This window comes from Kitasatospora sp. NPDC093558, assembly GCF_040683475.1.
GTDB lineage: Bacteria > Actinomycetota > Actinomycetes > Streptomycetales > Streptomycetaceae > Kitasatospora.
The window spans coordinates 1-2615 of the sequence record NZ_JBFBDY010000782.1 but is presented as its reverse complement, the minus strand read 5'-3'; the positions used below and the strand labels follow the sequence as shown (position 1 = coordinate 2615).

At 68.6% G+C, this 2615-nt stretch carries 2 protein-coding genes and 1 pseudogene; 1 reads left to right on the top strand and 2 read right to left on the bottom strand.

What is annotated here, in order from left to right; genetic code table 11:
- A partial coding sequence (locus AB0O00_RS35140; RefSeq protein ID WP_363658769.1) for a sugar ABC transporter ATP-binding protein occupies positions 1-924 on the bottom strand: 924 nt, incomplete at its 3' end.
- A gap of 78 nt (positions 925-1002) precedes the next feature.
- The gene (locus AB0O00_RS35135; RefSeq protein WP_363658768.1) at positions 1003-1986 is read right to left on the bottom strand and encodes an ABC transporter substrate-binding protein; all 984 of its coding nucleotides are present in this window, start codon (positions 1984-1986) and stop codon (positions 1003-1005) included.
- Between the two features lie 369 nt (positions 1987-2355).
- On the opposite strand from AB0O00_RS35135, the pseudogene AB0O00_RS35130 reads away from it, so the two are divergent.
- Positions 2356-2457 (top strand): annotated as a pseudogene (locus AB0O00_RS35130) (non-reducing end alpha-L-arabinofuranosidase family hydrolase); the annotation flags it as partial.
- Positions 2458-2615: the final 158 nt, after the last annotated feature.

The following is a 2615-nucleotide window of genomic DNA, read 5'->3' as shown; positions in this document are numbered from 1 at the left end:
CAGCAGCCGGGCGGCCTCGGTCCGCCCGGAGCCCAACAGCCCGGCCAGTCCGATCACTTCGCCGGGCCTGATGGCCAGGTCGTACGGCTCGACCGCGCCGCGCCGGGTCATCCCGTCGGCCTGCAGGAACGCCGTTCCGTCGGCCGGTGCGGTGCGTTCGCGCCGCTTTCCGCCGCCGAGCTGGTCGAGTCCGGCGAGCTCGGTGCCGATCATCCGGGAGACGAGTTCGACCTGGTTCAGCTCCCCGGTCGGGTACTCGCCCTCCAGCCGGCCGTTGCGCAGCACCGTCATCCGGTCGCAGATCTCGTAGATCTGGTCGAGGAAGTGCGAGACGAACAGGATCGCCACGCCCTGGTCGCGCAAGCGCCGCATGACGGCGAAGAGTTGGCGCACCTCGTCGCGGTCCAGGCTGGAGGTGGGCTCGTCCAGGATCAGCACCTTGGCGGAGACGTCGACCGCGCGGACGATCGCCACCAGCTGCTGGACGGCGATGGAGTAGCTGTTCAGCGGCGCGCTGACGTCGACGTCCAGGTCCAGCTCGCGGACCAGCTCGGCGGCCCGGCGGCGCATCGCCGCCCAGTTGATCAGGCCGAACCGGCGGGGTTCGCGCCCGATGAAGATGTTCTCCGCGACCGACAGGTTCGGGCAGAGGTTCACCTCCTGGTAGACCGTGCTGATCCCGGCCTGCTGGGCCTGCAACGGCCCGTCGATCCGCACCCGATCGCCGGCCAGCATCACCTCGCCGCCGTCCGACTGGTGGACGCCGGTGAGCACCTTGATCAGCGTGGACTTGCCGGCGCCGTTCTCCCCCATCAGCGCGTGCACCTCGCCGGGGAAGAGCCGGAAGTCGACCCCATCCAGCGCCACCACCCCGGGGAACTCCTTGCGGATACCCTGGACTTCCAGGACCGGTTGCTGACGCACCCCGGTTCTCCTCTCGTCGTGCGATCCGGCCCACCGGGGAGCGATCCGGCCGATCGCTCCCCGGGCCGGCCAGACCGGTCAGTACTGGCGGTTGGGCAGGGCCGCGGTGGCCTGCTCGGGAGTGAAGGTGCCCTCCTCGGTCTTGATCCGCCGCGGCACCTGCTCACCCGCCTTGACCTTCTTCACCAGGTCCATCAGCTGGTCGCCGAGCAGCGGGTTGCACTCGACGTCGTAGTTGATCTTCCCCTGGCTCATCGCGGTGAAGGCGTCCTTGACGCCGTCCACAGAGACGATCTTGATATCGGTGCCCGGCTTCTTGCCGGCCTCCTCGATCGCCTGGATCGCGCCGAGCGCCATGTCGTCGTTGTGCGCGTACAGCACGTCGATCTTCGACTGGGACTTCAGGAAGGCCTGCATGACCTCCTTGCCCTTCGCGCGGGTGAAGTCGCCGGTCTGCGAGGCGACCACCTTGAACTTGGGCTCACCCTTGGTGGCGTCCGCGAAGCCGGACTTGCGGTCGTTGGCCGGCGCCGAACCGGTGGTGCCCTCCAGCTGGACGATGTTCACCTCGTCGGACTTACCCTGGTACTCCTTCACCAGCCAGTCGCCGGCCTTCTTGCCCTCCTCGACGAAGTCCGAGCCCAGGAAGGAGACGTAGAGCGACTCGTCCTTGGAGTCCACCGCGCGGTCGGTCAGGATTACCGGGATCTTGGCGTCCTTCGCCTCCTTCAGCACGGTGTCCCAACCCGACTCCACCACCGGCGAGAAGGCGATCACGTCCACCTTCTGCTGGATGAACGAGCGGATCGCCTTGATCTGGTTCTCCTGCTTCTGCTGCGCGTCGGAGAACTTGAGCTCGATGCCCGCCTTCTTCGCGGACTCCTGGATCGACTTGGTGTTCGCGGTGCGCCAACCGCTCTCCGCGCCGACCTGCGAGAAGCCCACCACGAGCTTGTGGCCGGCCCCCTTGTCGGCCGAGCCCCCGCCTCCGCCGGAACCGCACGCGGTGAGGACGGTGACCATCGCACCGGCGACCAGGGCCGCCGCAGCTCTCTTGGACATGGTGGGACTTCCTCTCGGGATCATCGATCGCGCGAACGGCACCGACTGCGTGAACGCGAGGTATCGTCGCCGTTTCGCTCGGGACCGATTGTTAACGCTAACAATTGGCCCCAGCAAGGCCTCCGCGCCGCGTTACCCAATCTTGACCAGGACGCCGCCGGTAATCGGAGGCACCCTCAGCCCCATGGCTACGAAGGCCAGTTGACGACCGGAGGAGCACGCTCCCTGCCGTGGAGGACCGGAATCACGGGACACACCTCGGGCCCGATCGGGGCAGGTCACGGCAGATCGGCAGTGCACGATCGGAGCCTCGGCGGTTCAGCTCGAGCGACACCTCCCCAGCGGCCCCACCAATCCCAGCGGCCGGGGGCCCCGCAGCCCCTGTCCACCGGCAGCATCCCCAACTCCGGCACCGGCCCGATCGACCGGCCCCTGATCCCCGACGACCACAACGCGTACCTCTCCTTCGCCACCGGCACAGCCCCGGCGCTGATCGGAGTCTCGCCGCACTCGATGGCGTCGGAGCCGGCTCGCCGTCGACCAGTCACAACACCTGCCGCACTGCGGTCGACGGCCGGCCGCCGCCATGCCGCCGCACCGCGGCCCGCGCCGCTCCGGGGCGGTTGAGG